The sequence below is a fragment of the Enterobacter cloacae complex sp. FDA-CDC-AR_0164 genome, assembly GCF_003071645.1.
GTDB classification, from domain to species: domain Bacteria; phylum Pseudomonadota; class Gammaproteobacteria; order Enterobacterales; family Enterobacteriaceae; genus Enterobacter; species Enterobacter ludwigii.
Window position 1 is genome coordinate 1,401,957 of sequence record NZ_CP028950.1, and the last position, 17,298, is coordinate 1,419,254.

The following is a 17,298-nucleotide window of genomic DNA, read 5'->3' on the forward strand; positions in this document are numbered from 1 at the left end:
GCTTGCCTGCATCTATGGGGGGTTTATGGCTCGTTTTCTGTTTTGTAGTTTTGCGCTGGTTCTGCTTTATCCATCGGGTATTGATATGTATCTGGTGGGGCTGCCGCACATTGCCCGCGATCTGGGTGCCAGCGAGGCGCAGCTGCATATTGCGTTTTCGGCCTATCTCGCCGGGATGGCATCATCGATGGTATTTGCCGGGAAAATCGCAGACAAAGCGGGTCGTCAGCCCGTGGCCATTACCTGTGCCATCATCTTCGCGCTGGCGTCAATGCTCTGCTCCCTGGCCCAGGACAGTACTCTGTTCCTGACAGGACGCTTTATCCAGGGAATAGGTGCCGGTGGCTGTTATGTAGTGGCCTTCGCCATCCTGCGCGATACCTTAAGCGCTCAGCGCCGTGCCAAAGTGCTTTCCATGCTCAACGGTATTACCTGCATCATTCCGGTGATGGCGCCGGTGGTGGGCTATCTGATCATGCTGAAATTCCCGTGGCAGAGCCTGTTCTGGACGATGGCGGCCATGGGTGCGCTGGTCTTTATCCTCTCGATCACGGTGTTGAAAGAGACCCATCCAGGCTCGCAAAACACAGGCCATACGGCAACCCTTCATCCGGCCGAGACGCTGCTAAACCGCTTTTTCCTGAGTCGCCTGGCCATTACCACACTGAGCGTGGCGGTGATCCTGACGTATGTAAACGTTTCCCCGGTGTTGCTGATGGAGACCATGGGGTTTGATCGCGGTGAGTATTCCACCGTGATGGCACTTACCGCGATGGTCAGTATGGCCGTCTCGTTCTCGACGCCGTTCGCACTGAATATCTTCCGTCAGCGCACACTCATGCTAACCTCTCAGGTGCTGTTCCTCGCTGCGGGGGGGATTCTGGCGACCACCAGCACACATGCGCTGATGCTGGTAGGGATTACGCTGATTTGCGCCGGCTTCTCCGTCGGCTTTGGCGTGGCGATGAGTCAGGCGCTTGGCCCGTTCTCGCTGCGCGCGGGTGTGGCAAGCTCGGTGCTGGGTATTGCACAGGTCTGCGGTTCGTCGCTGTGGATATGGCTGGCGGCGGTCATCGGCCTTAATGCGCTCAATATGCTGATCGGGATTCTGATTGGTTGTAGCATGCTCTGCATCACCTTACTTATGGTCATCCAGCCCGCGGCCCATTATGAAGAAGCCAATCAGCAGTCTCGATCTTAACCTGTTGTTGTGTCTGCAGCTTTTGCTGCAGGAGCGCAGCGTAACCAAAGCCGCGAAACGGATGAACGTAACCCCGTCCGCGGTAAGTAAATCGCTGGCGAAACTGCGCGACTGGTTTGACGATCCGCTGTTTGTGAAAACACCGTTAGGCCTGCTGCCGACACCGCTGACGATGAGCCTGGAGCAGGATCTGGCCGACTGGATGCAGATTGGCAATCAGATCCTCGATAAATTCCATCATGACTCCCCGGGCGGGCTGACGTTCGTGCTGGCCGCGGAAACGCCTCTGATGTTGATCCGTTTTAATGCCCTGCTCGAGCAGGTCAATCAGCGCTATCCACAGGCCACGGTAAAGATGCGCCACTGGGATTACGACTCGGTGGATGCCATTACGCGCGGAGAAGTCGATCTTGGCTTCACGGGCCGTGAAACGCATCCGCGCTCCCGCGAGCTGTTGAAGCTCATGCCGTGGTTTATCGACTACGAAATTCTGTTCAGCGACCGTCCCTGCGTCTATTTGCGCGAAGATCATCCGGCTCTTCAGGAGGAGTGGAACCTGGAGACTTTCCTGCGCTATCCGCATATCAGCATCTTCTGGGAGCGCAGCGACACCTGGGCGCTTGATGAGGTGCTCAGAGAGATGGGACGTGAGCGCAATATCGCCATGAGCCTGCCCGGTTTCGAACAGTCGATGTTTATGGCGGCGCAGCCAGGCCATAACTACATCGCCACGGCGCCACACTACTGCCATCACTATAATCAACTCCACCAGCGTAAGCTGATCGCCCTGCCCATTCCCATTGATGAAGCCCAGGCTGAAAAACTGACCGTTCCTTTCACGCTGATCTGGCATAAACGAAACAGCCATAATCCGAAAATCCTCTGGCTCCGTGAGACAATCAAAGCGCTATATGCCGCTCCAGCGCTTATTTTTGCCTAAGAAAATGTAAAGTTGGGTCCTCAGGCTTCTCTTACTCCCATTTACTGATTAAAACAGAAGGCAAGTTAAGCGATAATCATGTAACCGTTTAACCGAATACGACCATTATCAAGGAGCGAAAAATGGCAACGCACTTTGCAAGAGGGATACTGACAGAGGGACATCTCGTATCGGCCAGAATTTCATCCGCGTGTCACCAGGAAGCACGTAAACTGCCGGAGCATCGCCGGACGCGGTTTTTGGCATCCCGCGCGCTTCTCGCTGAGCTGATGTTCATGCTGTACGGCACCAGTGAACTGCCGGATATCCTCACCCAACCTGAAGGCCGCCCGGTCTTTGCCGACCCGGAGCTGCCGCGTTTCTCCATTGCCTACACGGGCAATATCATTGGCGTCGCGCTCACCACTGAAGGGGATTGCGGCCTGGACATGGAGCTTCAGCACGCAACCCGCGGCTTCCACGGCGCGAACCCGCACGATGACTACCCGCTTTCCAGTAATGAAAAGCTGTGGGTGCGTAACCAGAACGATCCCATCGAGGCCAGAGCTCAGCTCATTACCTTACGCCAGAGCATTCGAAAGCTCTGTGGCTGTGCATCAGACGACGCCAGCCTGCTGCAATTGCTTCCAGGCTCCGGACGCCTGCGTTCCGCTAAAGCCACGCTGGTAGAGGCGCTCAGCGATGCTGAAGACGTACTGATTTGGTCCATCGCGGTGACTCCCGCCATCGAACGATTGAAAATCTGGGAATTTGACAGTCAACACGGATGGAGTAGCCTTCCGGATGTGCCCGAGCGAGCCAACGAACCCGCCGCGCGCCTGATGAGATTAACCAGTTTACCGGCAGAAAAAGCATATACCCTTAGCTGATCCATTCAGGGTCATCATGATGAAACAGGAGTAATCATGTCTGATACGTTGAAAGTTGTTACGTTACTGGGAAGCCTGCGCAAAGGTTCATTTAACGGGATGGTTGCCCGCACGCTGCCTCAGCTGGCACCGGCAGGTATGGACATTAGCGCCCTGCCATCGATTGGCGACATTCCGCTTTACGACGCGGACGTGCAGCAGGAAGAAGGGTTTCCACAGAGCGTAGAAGCGCTTGCAGAGCAGATCCGCCAGGCAGACGGCGTGGTGATTGTTACGCCTGAATATAACTACTCCGTCCCGGGTGGCCTGAAGAACGCCATTGACTGGTTATCCCGTCTCCCGGAGCAGCCGCTGTCGGGTAAACCGGTGCTGATCCAGACCAGCTCTATGGGCGCGATTGGCGGGGCACGCTGCCAGTACCATCTGCGTCAGATCCTGGTCTTCCTGGATGCGATGGTAATGAACAAACCGGAATTTATGGGGGGCGTGATTCAGAACAAGGTCGACCCGCAGACGGGTGAAGTGGTGGATCAAAGTACGCGTGACCATCTTTCTGGCCAACTGACCGCGTTTGGTGATTATATTAAGCGAGTGAAAGCTTAAACGTAGCCTGACCCCCTCACTCTGGCCCTCTCCCACAGGGAGAGGGCGCAAACACAAAAGCCCTTTTCGACGAAAAGGGCTTTCTGTTTATTTGGCATCAATAAAAACAATCTTCAGCACAAACAGCAGCGCCACAATGATGACGCACGGGCTGAGGTCGCGGAAGCGACCGGTACCAATCTTCATGACGCAGTAGGAGATAAAGCCCAGCGCGATACCTTCGGTGATCGAGAAGCTAAACGGCATCATCACCGCGGTAATAAACGCAGGCACCGCTTCGGTTAAATCATCCCACTTCACACGCGACAGGCTGGAGGTCATTAACACCCCCACGTAGATCAGCGCGCCGGCTGCTGCATACGGAGGCACCATGCCCGCCAGCGGCGACAGGAAGATCACCAGCAGGAACAGGATACCCACCACAACCGCCGTCAGACCGGTACGGCCACCCACAGAGACACCTGAAGAGGATTCAATGTAAGCGGTAACAGACGATGTACCGATAAACGCACCGGTGACAGAGGAGACACTGTCAACAAACAGCGCCTGCTTCATGCGCGGGAATTTCCCATTCTCATCCGCCAGGCCGGCTTTGTCGGTCACGCCAATCAGCGTACCGGAGGAGTCAAACAGGTTAACCAGCATGAAGGAGAAAATCACGCCCGCCAGACCCAGGTTCAGGGAGCCTGCCAGATCGACGTGCCCAATGACGGTAGACACGCTCGGTGGCGCGGAGACAATCCCTTTGTACTGCACATCGCCCAGCATCCAGCCCAGTAGCGTGGTGACCACGATGGAAACCAGCACGGCCGCATGAATATTGCGCGAAGCCAGGATAGCGATGATAAAGAAGCCCAGCACGCCCAGCAGCACGTTGTGCGAGGTCAGGTGACCGATGCTCACCAGCGTGTCCGGGTTAGCCACGATAACGCCTGCGTTTTTCAGACCCATCATGCCGATAAACAGACCAATACCGCTGGTAATCCCCACGCGCAGGCTCACCGGAATATTGGCTATCATCCAGTAACGTACGCGGAAAATGGTCAGCAACAGCAGGCCAACCGCGCCCCAGAAGATAGCGCCCATGCCGACCTGCCATGGCAGACCCATCGCCTGGACGACCACGAACGCGAAGAAAGCGTTTAGACCCATTGCCGGGGCCAGCGCCACGGGCAGGTTAGCGAACACACCCATCAGGATACTGCCCAGCGCAGCGATCAGACAGGTGGTCACGAAGACGGCGCTGGTGTCCATGCCAGCAACGCCCAGAATTTGTGGGTTAACAAAAACGATATAGACCATCGTCAGGAAGGTGGTGAAACCGGCGATCACTTCGGTGCGTGCCGTTGTGCCGTGCTCACGCAGTTTAAACACGCGCTCAAGCAGACCCTGACCAGATGTCTGGGTAGTGTGTTGTTGACTCATCATCAATTTCCGAACAAGGAGGGAAAATTCGTCGCTATCCTATACCAAAATGCGACAATAGTGGCGGTTACGAGAGACATTTTTTCATTGATTTTGCTTATACGGCAACGATTGCGTCTCATTAAACTGCCGTACGTAAACGTTAAACTTGTAAAAAGGGAAAGGCATGTCCGGAATTGAAGCGGTATTTTTCGACTGCGACGGTACGCTGGTCGACAGTGAGGTCATTTGTTCCCGCGCGTATGTGACCATGTTCAGGGAATTTGGCATTACGCTGGATCTCGAAGAGGTGTTTAAACGCTTTAAGGGCGTGAAGCTCTACGAGATCATCGACATCATTAACGAAGAGCACGGTGTGGATCTGGCAAAAGCAGATCTGGAGCCGGTCTACCGCGCCGAGGTCGCACGCCTCTTCGACTCCGAGCTGGAGGTCATTGCCGGGGCGAATGCGCTTCTGGATGCGATGACGGTGCCCATCTGCGTGGTCTCGAACGGTCCGGTCAGCAAAATGCAGCACTCGCTGGGTAAGCTTGAAATGTTGCACCACTTCCCGGAAAAACTGTTCAGCGGCTACGATATCCAGCGCTGGAAGCCAGACCCGGCGTTGATGTTCCATGCAGCAAAAGCGATGAACGTTAACGTGGAGAACTGCATTCTGGTGGATGACTCTTCTGCGGGAGCGCAGTCGGGGATTGATGCGGGTATGGAGGTGTTTTACTTCTGCGCCGATCCGCACAACAAACCGATCGATCATCCAAAAGTGACGACCTTCACCGATCTGGCGCAGCTGCCAGAATTGTGGAAGGCTCGCGGGTGGAATATTACTCGCTGAAAAAAAGCCGGATAGCGCTGACGCTTATCCGGCCTATAAGATTCGCAGGCCCGGTAAGCGCAGCAGCACCGGGCATGTTAGCGCATCACTCTTTCGGATCTTTACCCGCCAGCAGCTTGTCCAGCTCATCGCCACCAACGTGACGGAAATCCTGTCCTTTCACGAAGTAGAAGATGTATTCGCAAATGTTCTGGCAACGGTCACCGATACGCTCGATTGAGCGCGCGCAGAACAGCGCGGTCAGGACGCTTGGGATCGTACGGGAGTCTTCCATCATGTAGGTCATCAGCTGACGCACGATGCCTTCATACTCCTGGTCGACCTTTTTGTCTTCACGGTAGATACGTACCGCTTCGTCCAGATCCATTCGCGCAAAGGCATCCAGTACGTCATGCAGCATCTGCACGGTATGACGACCCAGCGACTCGAGGCTCACCAGCAGTGGCTGGTGCTGCTGAGAGAATTTCTCCAGCGCGGTGCGGCAGATTTTATCTGCAACGTCACCAATACGCTCCAGCTCGGCGATGGTTTTGATGATCGCCATAACCAGACGCAGGTCGCTCGCCGTTGGCTGACGCTTGGCGATAATACGCACGCAGGCTTCATCAATGGCGACTTCCATCATATTGACGTTTTTATCACCTTCGATAACGCGCTTCGCCAGCTCGCTGTCCTGGTTGTGCATCGCGGTAATGGCATCGGAAAGCTGCTGCTCAACCATGCCACCCATGGTCATCACCTGAGTGCGAATACTTTCCAGCTCTGCGTTGAACTGGCCTGAAATGTGTTTGTTAAGATTGAGATTGTCCATAGCGCGCTCCTGAATCAACCGTAACGACCGGTGATATAGTCTTCTGTTTGCTTTTTAGCGGGCTTGGTGAACAGATCGTCCGTATTACTGAACTCAATCAACTCGCCCAGGTACATAAACGCCGTGTAATCGGAACAACGCGCAGCCTGCTGCATGTTGTGGGTCACGATAACCACGGTGTAATCCTGCTTCAGCTCGGTGATCAACTCTTCAATACGGCCGGTTGAGATCGGGTCCAGAGCTGAACACGGCTCATCCAGCAACAACACTTCCGGGCGAATGGCGATACCACGCGCAATGCACAGACGCTGCTGCTGACCACCGGAGAGAGAGTAACCGCTCTGGTGCAACTTATCTTTGGTTTCGTTCCATAATGCGGCCTTGGTCAAAGCCCACTGAACGCGCTCATCCATATCCGTACGGGAGAGCTTTTCAAACAGACGTACGCCAAAGGCGATGTTGTCATAGATGGACATCGGGAACGGCGTCGGTTTCTGGAACACCATCCCGACTTTCGCACGCAGCAGGGCGATATCCTGGCTGTTGGTCAGAATGTTATCGCCGTCCAGGATAATTTCACCTTCGGCACGCTGCTCCGGATAGAGCGAATACATTTTGTTAAAGGTACGCAGCAGCGTGGATTTACCACAGCCAGACGGACCGATAAATGCCGTGACCTGGTTCCTGGCGATATCCAGGTTGATGTTCTTCAGGGCATGGAATTTGCCGTAGTAGAAGTTCAAATCACGAACCTGAATCTTACCCGGGGCAGTATCAACCATACTCATTGACTCATTTCCTCATTCGGCGCCGCGATCTGCCGCGCCGTAAAAATTTAACCGTGTTTCTGCTTCGCGAAAATGACGCGCGCCAGAATGTTCAGCAACAGTACGCAAAGGGTAATGATCAGCACCCCGGCCCAGGCCAGCTGCTGCCATTCCGCGAATGGGCTCATCGCAAATTTAAAAATCGTCACCGGCAGGTTGGCGATCGGCTGCATCATGTCCGTACTCCAGAACTGGTTGGAGAGGGCAGTAAACAGCAGCGGCGCCGTTTCGCCTGCAATACGGGCAATGGCCAGCAGGATACCGGTCATGATCCCGGAGACGGAGGCTTTCAGCGTAATCGCGGAGATCATTTTCCACTTCGGCGTGCCCAGCGCGTAAGCCGCTTCACGCAGGCTATCCGGCACCAGTTTCAACATGTTCTCGGTGGTACGAATGACGATAGGTACCTGCAGCAGCGCCAGCGCAATCACGCCGGCCCAGCCGGAGAAGTGTTCCATCTGCGCCACCACAATGGTGTAAACAAACAGACCGACCACGATAGACGGCGCTGACAGCAGGATGTCGTTAATGAAACGAATCACCTCTGCCAGCCAGGATTTACGCCCGTACTCCGCCAGATAAATCCCCGCCATAATGCCAAGCGGTGTACCAACTACCGTCGCCCAGAGGATCAGCAAACCGCTTCCCGCCAGGGCATTCGCCAGGCCGCCGCCCGCCGTATTTGGCGGCGGCGTCATCTCGGTGAACAGTGACAGCGACATCCCGTCGATGCCGCGTACAACGGTTGAGAACAGGATCCAGACCAGCCAGAACAGACCGAACGCCATCGTTGCCATTGAGAGCGTCAACGCAACGCGGTTTTTGAAACGACGCTTCGCCTGCATTTTGCGACGGGATTCCGCCAGCGCAGTGGTGCTTTGCATTTCGAGAGTTGCCATTAGCGTGCCCCCTCATTTTTTGCGAGACGCAGGATCATCAGCTTGGAGATCGCCAGCACAATGAAGGTAATCACAAACAGGATCAGGCCCAGTTCCATCAGCGCCGCGACGTGCAGCCCGGATTCCGCTTCGGCAAATTCATTCGCCAGTGCGGAAGTAATACTGTTACCCGGCATATAGAGGGAGGCGCTATCGAGCTGGTAGGTGTTACCGATAATAAAGGTCACCGCCATGGTTTCACCCAAAGCACGGCCTAACCCCAGCATGACGCCGCCAATCACCCCATTTTTGGTGAACGGAAGGACGATGCGCCAGATAACTTCCCAGGTGGTGCAGCCGATGCCGTAGGCCGACTCTTTCATCATCACCGGGGTTTGTTCGAAGACATCGCGCATTACCGCCGCAATGTACGGAATAATCATAATGGCGAGGATCACCCCCGCAGCCAGAATACCGATACCGAAAGCCGGGCCAGAGAACAGGGTGCCGACAAACGGAATGGCAGAGAGAACATTACCCACCGGTTCCTGGAAGTACGTTGCGAACAGGGGAGCAAAGATAAACAGGCCCCACATGCCGTATACGATACTTGGAATAGCGGCCAGCAGTTCAATGGCGATACCCAGTGGACGACGCAGCCAGCCCGGCGCCAGTTCCGTCAGGAACAGGGCGATACCAAAGCTCACCGGCACCGCAATCAGCAGGGCGATAAACGACGTCACCAGCGTGCCGTAAATCGGCACCAGCGCACCGTAGATATCGTTCGGCGCATCCCACTCTTTGGTCCACAGGAAAGAGAAACCGAATTTCTGGATGCTCGGCCAGGAGGAGAAAATCAGGGACACGATAATGCCGCCCAGCAGCAATAGCACAATCAGCGCAGCCAGTTTGACCAGCGCGCTGAAAATCATGTCACCTTTTTTACCCGGAGGGTTAAATGCAGGCTTTGTTGCAGCCATAAATCACTCTTCTGTTAAACGCGTTTACGAAATCGGCGGGTAGCGCGAGCGCCACCCGCCATTTTCGTCAGAATACTAAATTAATACAATGCTTTACCGCTGCTGTCTTTCACGTTGGTTTTCCATGCAGCGCGAATCTGCTCAACCACGTTGTCCGGCAGGGTGGCGTAATCCAGCGCGTTAGCCTGTTTGCCGCCGTTTTTGTACGCCCAGTCAAAGAACTTCAACACTTCAGCGCCCTGCTCAGGTTTCTTCTGCTCATTGTGAACCAGAATGAAGGTGGTAGAGGTGATTGGCCACGCACCGTCGCCTTTCTGGTTAGTCAGATCCTGAGCGAAGGATTTGCTCCAGTCAGCGCCTTTTGCAGCGTTAGCAAAGTTCTCTTCAGTTGGGCTGACTGGCTTGCCATCGGCAGAAACCAGTTTGGTGTAGGACAGGTTGTTCTGCTTAGCGTACGCATACTCTACATAGCCGATAGAACCAGGCAGACGCTGTACGAACGCGGCGATACCGTCGTTGCCTTTACCACCCAGACCGGTTGGCCAGTTAACGGTAGAGCCGGAACCGACTTTAGATTTCCACTCTTCGTTCACTTTCGCCAGGTAGCTGGTGAAAACGAAAGAGGTACCGGAACCATCTGCACGACGAACCACTGCGATGTTCTGCGAAGGCAGTTTGACACCCGGGTTCAGTTTGGTGATGGCTTCGTCATCCCATTTTTTGATTTTACCGAGGTAGATGTCACCCAGGGTTTTGCCGTCCAGGACCAGCTCGCCTGATTTCAGGCCTGGAATGTTAACGGCCAGCACAACACCACCGATAACGGTCGGGAACTGGAACAGGCCTTCCTGCGCCAGTTTGTCATCAGACAGTGGAGCGTCTGATGCGCCGAAATCAACGGTATTCGCGGTAATTTGTTTTACGCCACCGGAGGAGCCGATACCCTGATAGTTAACCTTGTTACCGGTTTCTTTCTGGTAGGTATCCGCCCATTTGGCATACACCGGCGCAGGGAAGGTTGCACCAGCGCCAGTCAGGCTTGCTTCTGCAAATACAGAGAACGCGCTCAGAGATAAGGTCGCGGCGACAACAGTTGCGACAGTGGTACGCATAACTTTCATAATGTCTCCTGCAAGATTTTCGTAAATCGTTGTTTAGTGGCTACGATGAGCAAAATAGGACAAACAGGTGACAGATAAATGTACGAATTATGACAGTTTTATGACAATGGAAATTTAGCTTAAATATCAGTAAAAATTCATTTAATTATCATCTAGTTAACCACTTACATGACAGCAAGTTTTCAGAAATATTTTCTTTATGTGACACTGAAAAAAGTAGCTGAAGATGACAGATTGTCATAAATAAAAATGCGGATGGGTTGATTAAAAACAAACCAGGAAGGGTAAAAAAGCTCCACCCGAAGGTGGAGCCTGAGGGGATTATTCTACGGTGACCGATTTCGCCAGGTTACGTGGCTGGTCAACGTCAGTGCCTTTGATCAGCGCGACGTGATAGGCCAGCAACTGCAGCGGAACGGTGTAGAAGATAGGGGCAATCACCTCTTCCACATGCGGCATCTCGATGATGTGCATATTGTCGCTGCTCGCAAAGCCGGCGTCTTTATCGGCGAAGACGTACAGTACACCACCGCGGGCGCGGACTTCTTCGATATTGGACTTCAGTTTTTCCAGCAGTTCGTTGTTAGGTGCTACAACGATGACCGGCATGTCTGCGTCAATCAGCGCCAGCGGGCCGTGTTTCAGCTCGCCTGCTGCGTAAGCTTCCGCGTGGATGTAGGAGATCTCTTTCAGCTTCAACGCGCCTTCCAGCGCAATTGGATACTGATCGCCACGGCCGAGGAACAGGGCGTGATGTTTGTCAGAGAAATCTTCCGCCAGCGCTTCAATGCGTTTGTCCTGAGACAGCATCTGCTCAATACGGCTTGGCAGCGCCTGCAGGCCATGAACGATGTCATGCTCAACAGCCGCATCCTGCCCTTTCAGACGCGCCAGTTTCGCCACCAGCATCAGCAGAACGGTCAGCTGAGTGGTAAACGCTTTGGTGGAGGCCACGCCGATTTCCGTGCCTGCGTTGGTCATCAGCGCCAGATCGGATTCACGAACCAGCGAAGAACCCGGCACGTTACAGATGGCCAGAGAGCCCAGATAGCCCAGCTCTTTAGAGAGACGCAGCGCCGCCAGGGTGTCCGCCGTTTCGCCAGACTGGGAAAGGGTGATCATCAGGCTATTACGACGCACCGCGGATTTGCGGTAGCGGAATTCTGAAGCGATTTCGACGTCACACGGAACACCGGCCAGGGATTCAAACCAGTAGCGGGAGACCATACCGGAGTTGTAGGAGGTACCGCAGGCCACGATCTGAATATGCTCAACCTTACCGAGCAGCTCATTGGCGTTGGCACCCAGTTCGCTCAGGTCCACCTCGCCGTGGCTGATGCGCCCGGTCAGGGTGTTTTTGATGGCGTTCGGCTGCTCGTAAATTTCTTTCTGCATGTAGTGACGGTAAGCGCCTTTGTCGCCTGCGTCGTACTGCAGATTGGATTCGATCTCCGGGCGTTTCACCTGCTCGCCTTTGGTATCGAATACCGTCACGCTGCGACGCGTCACTTCCGCGATATCACCCTCTTCCAGGAAGATAAAGCGACGGGTAACCGGCAGAAGTGCCAGCTGGTCAGAGGCGATAAAGTTCTCGCCCATGCCCAGACCGATAACCATTGGGCTACCGGAACGTGCGGCCAGCAGCGTGGACGGATCGCGTGAATCCATGATTACCGTACCGTACGCACCGCGCAGCTGAGGGATCGCGCGCAGCACCGCTTCACGCAGTGTACCGCCCTGCTCCAGCTCCCAGTGAACCAGGTGAGCAATAACTTCGGTGTCGGTTTCAGAGACGAAGGTATAGCCGCGCGCTTTAAGTTCTTCGCGCAGCGGTTCGTGGTTTTCGATAATGCCGTTATGCACGACCACGATGTGTTCGGACACATGCGGGTGCGCATTGCCTTCAGACGGTTCGCCGTGGGTCGCCCAGCGGGTGTGCGCAATACCCGTACCACCGTGCAGCGGATGATCTTCCGCAGCCTGGGCCAGCATCTGCACTTTACCGAGACGACGCAGACGGGTCATATGCCCTTCTGCATCCACAACTGCCAGACCGGCAGAGTCGTAACCACGGTATTCCAGACGACGTAAACCTTCGAGAAGGATTTCAGCAATATCACGCTGCGCAACTGCGCCAACAATTCCACACATAGTTTAATTTCCTGATTATGGCGTTATGCCATGCGTTGTCGCTGACCTGTATTTGCCCTTTCCGGGCACCCCGAGCCTTGTAGAGAGTGGGGTTATTGTTATAAGTACTGCCTTTGGGGGGAGGATTATGTTATCCCCTCACCCCATCCCTCTCCCCAGAGGGGCGAGGGCAAAAAACACCGCACCGAACGAACTCTCTCCTCGCGGGAGAGAGCAGGGTGCAGGTCGTTACTTTTTCTTCACCGGGCGTTTCCAGCCCTGCTTGTGAACCTGCGGCACGCGGCTCAGCACCAGCTCATTGTCGGCAACATCGCGCGTCACGGTCGTCCCAGCGGCAATGGTTACCCCGTTCCCGACCGTCACCGGTGCCACCAGCTGTGTATCAGAACCGACAAACACATCATCACCGATGATGGTTTTAAACTTGTTGGCACCGTCATAGTTGCAGGTGATTGTTCCTGCACCAATGTTCACGTTATCGCCAATTTCTGCATCGCCCAGGTAGGTTAAATGGCCGGCTTTGGAACCTTTGCCCAGACGCGCTTTTTTCATCTCAACGAAGTTGCCAACATGGGCGCCTTCGAGCAATTCAGCGCCAGGGCGCAGGCGTGCGAACGGCCCAATGGTGCATGCCGCGTCCAGATGTGCATCTTCAACCACGCTGTACGGGCTAATGTCGCAGTCGTCACCGATGACGCTGTTTTTGATAACACAACCGGCACCAATTTTGACGCGGTGGCCAAGCGTGACGTTGCCTTCAAAGATAACGTTAGTATCGATTTCAACGTCGCGCCCGTGAGATAAGGTCCCGCGCAGATCGAAACGCGCCGGGTCGCGCAGCATAACGCCTGCCAGGAGCAGTTTTTCAGCCTGTTCGGACTGATAAACGCGTTCCAGGCGGGAAAGCTGAAGGCGGTTATTCACCCCTTCGGTTTCGCTAATGCGTGCCGGATGAACCGCCGCAATCTCACGCCCTTCCTGATAGGCCATCGCGATGATGTCGGTGATGTAGTACTCACCCTGCGCATTATTGTTGGTGAGCTTCGACAGCCAGCGCTTCAGGTCCGCGCCATTGGCAATCAGGATACCGGTGTTGATCTCCTGAATCTGACGCTGTGCGTCGCTGGCATCTTTATGCTCAACGATACCCGTTACGTTACCGTTTTCGCGGGTAATGCGGCCATAGCCGGTCGGATCGTCAAGTACGACGGTTAACAACCCGATGCCACCCTGCGGTTTAGCTTCACGCAGGCGGGCAAGGGTGTCGACAGAGATCAGCGGGACGTCGCCGTAAAGCATCAGAATATCTTCGTCATCCGCAAAGAACGGGGCGGCCTGCTGCATGGCGTGTCCGGTCCCCAACTGTTCTGCCTGAAGCACCCAGTTGAGTTTGTCATCGTTCAGCGTCTTTTTAAGCAGATCGCCGCCGTGACCATAGACCAGATGGACCTGACGGGCACCCAGTTCATTAGCGGCATCAATGACATGCTGCACCATCGGCTTTCCTGCCAGCGTGTGCAGTACCTTTGGAAGATCGGAATACATGCGGGTACCTTTACCGGCGGCAAGGATGACCACGCTCATTGTATTGTTCAACATACGCGTCCTGACTGTAATTTGAGTAAGAAGTTAAACCCGTTGACGTTGAAAATTCTACATATTTTGCGTCATAAAATGGAATGGCGTTAAAACGTTCAACATCAGTCAATAATGGCTATTTGAGGCGATTTTTAGGGGCAGAGTAAACCCCTTTTCCTCTGGAAAATAGCCTTCTCGCGATAAGTCGCTAGCACACACAATAGCTTAGCTATTCTTTTGGATCATGAATAAAGATCGGTGTGATACGAAACCATAAAAAAAGCCAGCCTGGAAACCAGACTGGCTTTGTGCTTTTCAAGCCGGTGTTACATCGCTTTTTTGGTCAACTCGATAACGCGCAGTTTCGCGATCGCTTTGGCCAGCTCCGCAGACGCCTGAGCGTAATCCACGTCACCATGAGAGCTGCTAATGTGCTCTTCAGCCTTACGCTTCGATTCCAGGGCTCGTGCTTCGTCGAGATCCTGGCCACGAATAGCGGTATCGGCCAGAACGGTCACGCTGCCAGGCTGCACTTCAAGAATGCCGCCGGACAGATAGATAAACTCTTCATGACCGAACTGTTTAACGATGCGGATCATACCAGGCTTAATGGCGGTGAGCAGCGGTGCGTGACCCGGGAAAATACCCAGTTCACCTTCACTACCCGTTACCTGGATTTTCTCGACCAGACCAGAGAACATTTGTTGCTCTGCGCTGACGACGTCCAGGTGGTAAGTCATTGCCATATCACCCTCCGATTAAGGCGTTAAAGTTTTTTGGCTTTTTCCACGGCTTCGTCGATGGAACCAACCATATAGAACGCCTGCTCCGGCAGGTGATCGTATTCGCCTTCCATGATGCCTTTAAAGCCACGGATGGTGTCTTTCAGGGAAACGTATTTACCCGGAGAACCGGTGAATACTTCCGCAACGAAGAACGGCTGGGACAGGAAGCGCTGGATCTTACGCGCACGTGCTACCACCAGTTTGTCTTCTTCAGACAGCTCATCCATACCCAGGATGGCGATGATGTCTTTCAGTTCCTGGTAACGCTGCAGCAGGGACTGTACGCCACGCGCGGTGTCGTAGTGTTCCTGACCCACAACCAGTGGATCCAGCTGACGGCTGGTGGAGTCCAGCGGGTCAACGGCCGGGTAAATACCCAGAGACGCGATCTGACGGCTCAGTACCACGGTTGCGTCAAGGTGCGCAAAGGTGGTGGCTGGGGATGGGTCAGTCAAGTCATCCGCAGGTACGTATACCGCCTGAACGGAGGTGATAGAACCGGTTTTGGTTGAGGTGATACGTTCCTGAAGAACACCCATCTCTTCCGCCAGCGTCGGCTGATAACCTACCGCTGAAGGCATACGACCCAGCAGTGCAGATACTTCAGTACCGGCCAGGGTGTAACGATAGATGTTATCAACGAACAGCAGAACGTCACGGCCTTCGTCACGGAACTTCTCAGCCATAGTCAGGCCAGTCAGCGCAACGCGCAGACGGTTTCCTGGTGGCTCGTTCATCTGGCCGTAAACCAGGGATACTTTGTCCAGAACGTTGGAGTCGGTCATTTCGTGGTAGAAGTCGTTACCCTCACGAGTACGTTCACCTACGCCCGCAAATACGGAGTAACCAGAGTGCTCGATCGCGATGTTACGGATCAGCTCCATCATGTTTACGGTTTTACCTACACCCGCACCACCGAACAGACCAACTTTACCGCCCTTCGCAAACGGACACATCAGGTCGATAACTTTGATGCCGGTTTCCAGCAGTTCCTGAGAGCTGGACAGCTCTTCGTAGGAAGGTGCTGCGCGGTGGATAGCCCAACGCTCTTCTTCACCGATGTCGCCTTTCATGTCGATTGGTTGACCCAATACGTTCATGATACGACCCAGTGTTGCTTTACCTACCGGGACTTCGATCGGGTGCTCAAGGTCTTTAACTTCCAGACCACGACGCAGACCGTCGGAAGAACCCATCGCGATGGTACGCACGATACCGCCGCCGAGCTGCTGCTGAACTTCCAGCACCAGGCTCTCGTTACCATTCTGTACCTCAAGCGCGTCGTACACGCGTGGTACGGCGTCCTGAGGGAACTCGACGTCCACCACGGCGCCGATTACCTGGACAATCTTTCCAGTAGCCATCTTGAATCCTCTACGTAATTCGTAAACCTGGTTAAACCGCGGCGGCCCCCGAGACGATCTCGGTGAGTTCCTGAGTAATGCTGGCCTGACGAGCTTTGTTGTAAACCAACTGCAGCTCTTTAATCAGGCTGCCGCCATTATCGGTCGCGGCTTTCATCGCCACCATTCGTGCGGCCTGCTCGCTGGCCAGGTTTTCTACAACGCCCTGATAAACCTGAGATTCAACGTAACGACGCAGCAGGGTATCCAACAGCGGTTTCGGATCGGGTTCATACAGGTAATCCCAGGATTTTTGCTTCAGCTCGTCATCTTCTGATGCCGGTAAAGGCAGCATCTGAGTGAGCGTTGGAACCTGAGACATGGTGTTAATAAATTTGTTGCTGACAACGTACAGTCTGTCCAGACGGCCTTCATCGTAAGCCTGCAACATCACTTTAACCGGGCCGATCAGCTCGGACAGGGAAGGGTTATCACCCATACCCGTCACCTGAGCGACAATGTTGCCACCAACGGAGTTAAAGAAAGAGACGCCTTTAGAGCCGATCATTGCGATATCGCACTGAACGCCTTTTTCAGACCATGCTTTCATATCCGCCAGCAGTTTTTTGAACAGGTTAATGTTCAAGCCGCCACACAGACCACGGTCGGTCGACACCACCAGGTAGCCCACGCGCTTAACGTCGCGTTCTTCCAGGTAAGGGTGCTTATATTCCAGATTACCGTTTGCAAGGTGACCAATCACTTTGCGCATGGTTTCTGCATAAGGACGGCTGGCCGCCATGCGATCCTGCGATTTACGCATTTTGGAAGCGGCGACCATCTCCATCGCTTTAGTGATCTTTTGCGTGTTCTGGACGCTTGCGATCTTACTACGTATCTCTTTTGCGCCGGCCATGAGCTTCTCCTCAATGCCAGGCGGCTTGTCCTGAGACA

16 protein-coding genes are annotated in these 17,298 nt (G+C 54.3%); 5 read left to right on the forward strand and 11 right to left on the reverse strand.

From position 1 onward, the window contains the following. Positions 1-25: 25 nt before the first annotated feature. From AM410_RS06840 to AM410_RS06855, 4 genes are all read left to right on the forward strand, one after another. A complete protein-coding gene (locus AM410_RS06840; protein ID WP_047742678.1) occupies positions 26-1,201 on the forward strand; it encodes an MFS transporter in 1,176 nt (391 codons plus the stop codon). Beyond that, positions 1,170-2,141 (forward strand): HTH-type transcriptional regulator YidZ, encoded by a 972-nt coding sequence (gene yidZ / locus AM410_RS06845; protein ID WP_040018322.1) that lies wholly within the window; start codon positions 1,170-1,172, stop codon positions 2,139-2,141. Before AM410_RS06840 ends, yidZ begins: the two co-directional genes overlap by 32 nt. A 122-nt stretch (positions 2,142-2,263) precedes the next feature. After that, on the forward strand, positions 2,264-3,010 hold the full coding sequence (locus tag AM410_RS06850) for a 4'-phosphopantetheinyl transferase family protein (protein ID WP_014172296.1): 747 nt from the start codon (positions 2,264-2,266) through the stop codon (positions 3,008-3,010). A gap of 36 nt (positions 3,011-3,046) precedes the next feature. After that, positions 3,047-3,613 (forward strand): NADPH-dependent FMN reductase, encoded by a 567-nt coding sequence (locus tag AM410_RS06855; protein ID WP_020882759.1) that lies wholly within the window; start codon positions 3,047-3,049, stop codon positions 3,611-3,613. A gap of 87 nt (positions 3,614-3,700) precedes the next feature. On the opposite strand, the gene AM410_RS06860 is transcribed toward AM410_RS06855, so the two are convergent. Then, positions 3,701-5,038 (reverse strand): NCS2 family permease, encoded by a 1,338-nt coding sequence (locus tag AM410_RS06860; RefSeq protein WP_138614807.1) that lies wholly within the window; start codon positions 5,036-5,038, stop codon positions 3,701-3,703. Positions 5,039-5,204: 166 nt separating this feature from the next. On the opposite strand from AM410_RS06860, the gene yieH reads away from it, so the two are divergent. After that, positions 5,205-5,870, forward strand: a complete 666-nt coding sequence (gene yieH, locus AM410_RS06865) for a 6-phosphogluconate phosphatase (RefSeq protein ID WP_073397491.1) — start codon at positions 5,205-5,207, stop codon at positions 5,868-5,870. Between the two features lie 85 nt (positions 5,871-5,955). Here the strand turns inward: yieH and phoU are convergent, their stop codons facing one another. The 10 genes from phoU to atpG all read right to left on the reverse strand — a co-directional run bounded on the left by phoU (position 5,956) and on the right by atpG (position 17,260). Continuing rightward, positions 5,956-6,681, reverse strand: coding sequence for a phosphate signaling complex protein PhoU (phoU, locus tag AM410_RS06870; RefSeq protein WP_008500182.1), 726 nt, complete (start codon positions 6,679-6,681; stop codon positions 5,956-5,958). A 14-nt stretch (positions 6,682-6,695) separates the two neighbouring features. Then, on the reverse strand, positions 6,696-7,469 hold the full coding sequence (gene pstB / locus AM410_RS06875) for a phosphate ABC transporter ATP-binding protein PstB (protein ID WP_014172291.1): 774 nt from the start codon (positions 7,467-7,469) through the stop codon (positions 6,696-6,698). A gap of 47 nt (positions 7,470-7,516) precedes the next feature. Next, positions 7,517-8,407: a phosphate ABC transporter permease PstA gene (pstA, locus tag AM410_RS06880; RefSeq protein WP_014172289.1), complete on the reverse strand. Its 891-nt coding sequence runs from the start codon at positions 8,405-8,407 to the stop codon at positions 7,517-7,519. Continuing rightward, positions 8,407-9,366: a phosphate ABC transporter permease PstC gene (gene pstC, locus AM410_RS06885; protein ID WP_014172288.1), complete on the reverse strand. Its 960-nt coding sequence runs from the start codon at positions 9,364-9,366 to the stop codon at positions 8,407-8,409. The genes pstA and pstC overlap by 1 nt, the downstream gene beginning before the upstream one ends. 80 nt (positions 9,367-9,446) lie before the next feature. Further along, a complete protein-coding gene (pstS, locus tag AM410_RS06890; protein ID WP_108647664.1) occupies positions 9,447-10,487 on the reverse strand; it encodes a phosphate ABC transporter substrate-binding protein PstS in 1,041 nt (346 codons plus the stop codon). Between the two features lie 321 nt (positions 10,488-10,808). After that, the gene (gene glmS, locus AM410_RS06895) at positions 10,809-12,638 is read right to left on the reverse strand and encodes a glutamine--fructose-6-phosphate transaminase (isomerizing) (RefSeq protein ID WP_044857050.1); all 1,830 of its coding nucleotides are present in this window, start codon (positions 12,636-12,638) and stop codon (positions 10,809-10,811) included. A 228-nt stretch (positions 12,639-12,866) separates the two neighbouring features. Further along, a complete protein-coding gene (gene glmU, locus AM410_RS06900) occupies positions 12,867-14,237 on the reverse strand; it encodes a bifunctional UDP-N-acetylglucosamine diphosphorylase/glucosamine-1-phosphate N-acetyltransferase GlmU (RefSeq protein ID WP_073397489.1) in 1,371 nt (456 codons plus the stop codon). A gap of 305 nt (positions 14,238-14,542) precedes the next feature. Further along, positions 14,543-14,962, reverse strand: coding sequence for a F0F1 ATP synthase subunit epsilon (locus AM410_RS06905; protein ID WP_006177560.1), 420 nt, complete (start codon positions 14,960-14,962; stop codon positions 14,543-14,545). A gap of 20 nt (positions 14,963-14,982) precedes the next feature. Next, positions 14,983-16,365 (reverse strand): F0F1 ATP synthase subunit beta, encoded by a 1,383-nt coding sequence (gene atpD, locus AM410_RS06910; RefSeq protein ID WP_006177559.1) that lies wholly within the window; start codon positions 16,363-16,365, stop codon positions 14,983-14,985. A gap of 31 nt (positions 16,366-16,396) precedes the next feature. Continuing rightward, a complete protein-coding gene (atpG, locus tag AM410_RS06915) occupies positions 16,397-17,260 on the reverse strand; it encodes a F0F1 ATP synthase subunit gamma (RefSeq protein WP_020882764.1) in 864 nt (287 codons plus the stop codon). Positions 17,261-17,298 lie beyond the last annotated feature (38 nt).